This is a genomic window from Novacetimonas cocois (assembly GCF_003311635.1).
GTDB classification, from domain to species: Bacteria; Pseudomonadota; Alphaproteobacteria; order Acetobacterales; family Acetobacteraceae; genus Novacetimonas; species Novacetimonas cocois.
Genome location: NZ_QEXL01000063.1, coordinates 1 through 1,016, shown reverse-complemented (window position 1 = coordinate 1,016; position 1,016 = coordinate 1). Strand labels below are relative to the sequence as shown.

Below are 1,016 nucleotides of genomic sequence, written 5' to 3'. Positions count from 1 at the left end.
ATCCTGCACTGATCCACGATCAGNCTCACGGTGACGTCACGAAAAGGGAGTGCCTCGGCACTCCCTTTTTTCTTGGCAGGCGAAGATGGCGGCACATTAACATTGTCCCGATCCGCAATCCCGCCCAGAAATTTGCAATAATGAAGACTCGTGTTGTGCCCGAAAGGTTTTCCAACCGTTTTTCCCAGCTCTTCCGCTTCGGAATTGTCGGCGTCATGGGACTGGGATGGGATACGGTAAGCGTCTATACCCTGCGCCCCCTGCTGGGTCTGGGCTGCGCCACGATCGCTGCCTATTTTGTCGCAGCGACGGCAAACTGGCTATGTAACCGGGCATGGACCTTTCGCGACAGTCAGGCCCGGCACCATTTCATCATGCAATGGTTGCGCTTTATCGCGGGCAATACGGTCGGATTCTGCCTGAACAGGGGATGCGTGTTTCTGCTGTTCCACTTTTTCCCGCTGTGCCGAGTCTATCCCTTCATCGCACTGGCCGCAGGCGCGCTCAGTGGCATGACGGCCAATTTTCACATCAGCCGCAGATATGTCTTTCAGTGCGGTACAAAGGGTAAGGAACCGCCCGGATCCCCTGAATCCACGCCTGAAAGCCTGTCTTCCCCCGCGCCGGATGACGGGATCATGACGGTTGCGAATAAAAATCCCGGCATCTGATGGATCGGGCCGCCATTCATTGTGTTATTATGGCCACGTCATCGGAAAACCGACATTTCCGCCCCATGCGCACCCCGGCCCGCCCCTTACCCGAATCCCTTAAAATAACCTTTATAATCAGTCGATTATAATATAACGTGTATATATGTTAGAAGTGTAATATCAGCCCTGCCAAACTGATGGGTTTCTAAAACGAAACCGATAGCGGTATAGGGTGTTACGCATGAAGCTGATTACCGACCGCAATGTAGTGCGGCCCGACTATAAAGAACGAGTCTTAAGGAAGGACGAAAATATGCGTCTTCGCACGGCGTTACTGGCAACGACCCTGATGGCCGCTGCCCC

The 1,016-nt window shown here is 53.7% G+C and carries 1 protein-coding gene; it reads left to right on the top strand.

The features are described from left to right. Window positions 1–140: 140 nt before the first annotated feature. Complete coding sequence (locus NJLHNGOC_RS15505) at window positions 141–671, top strand: GtrA family protein (RefSeq protein WP_239021580.1); 531 nt, start codon at window positions 141–143, stop codon at window positions 669–671. The last annotated feature ends 345 nt before the right edge of the window (window positions 672–1,016 follow it).

What these genes read in the sequence shown, in the direction of transcription:
- NJLHNGOC_RS15505 (WP_239021580.1), top strand. Translation starts at nt 141, where the DNA reads ATGAAGACTCGTGTTGTGCCCGAAAGGTTTTCCAACCGTTTTTCCCAG.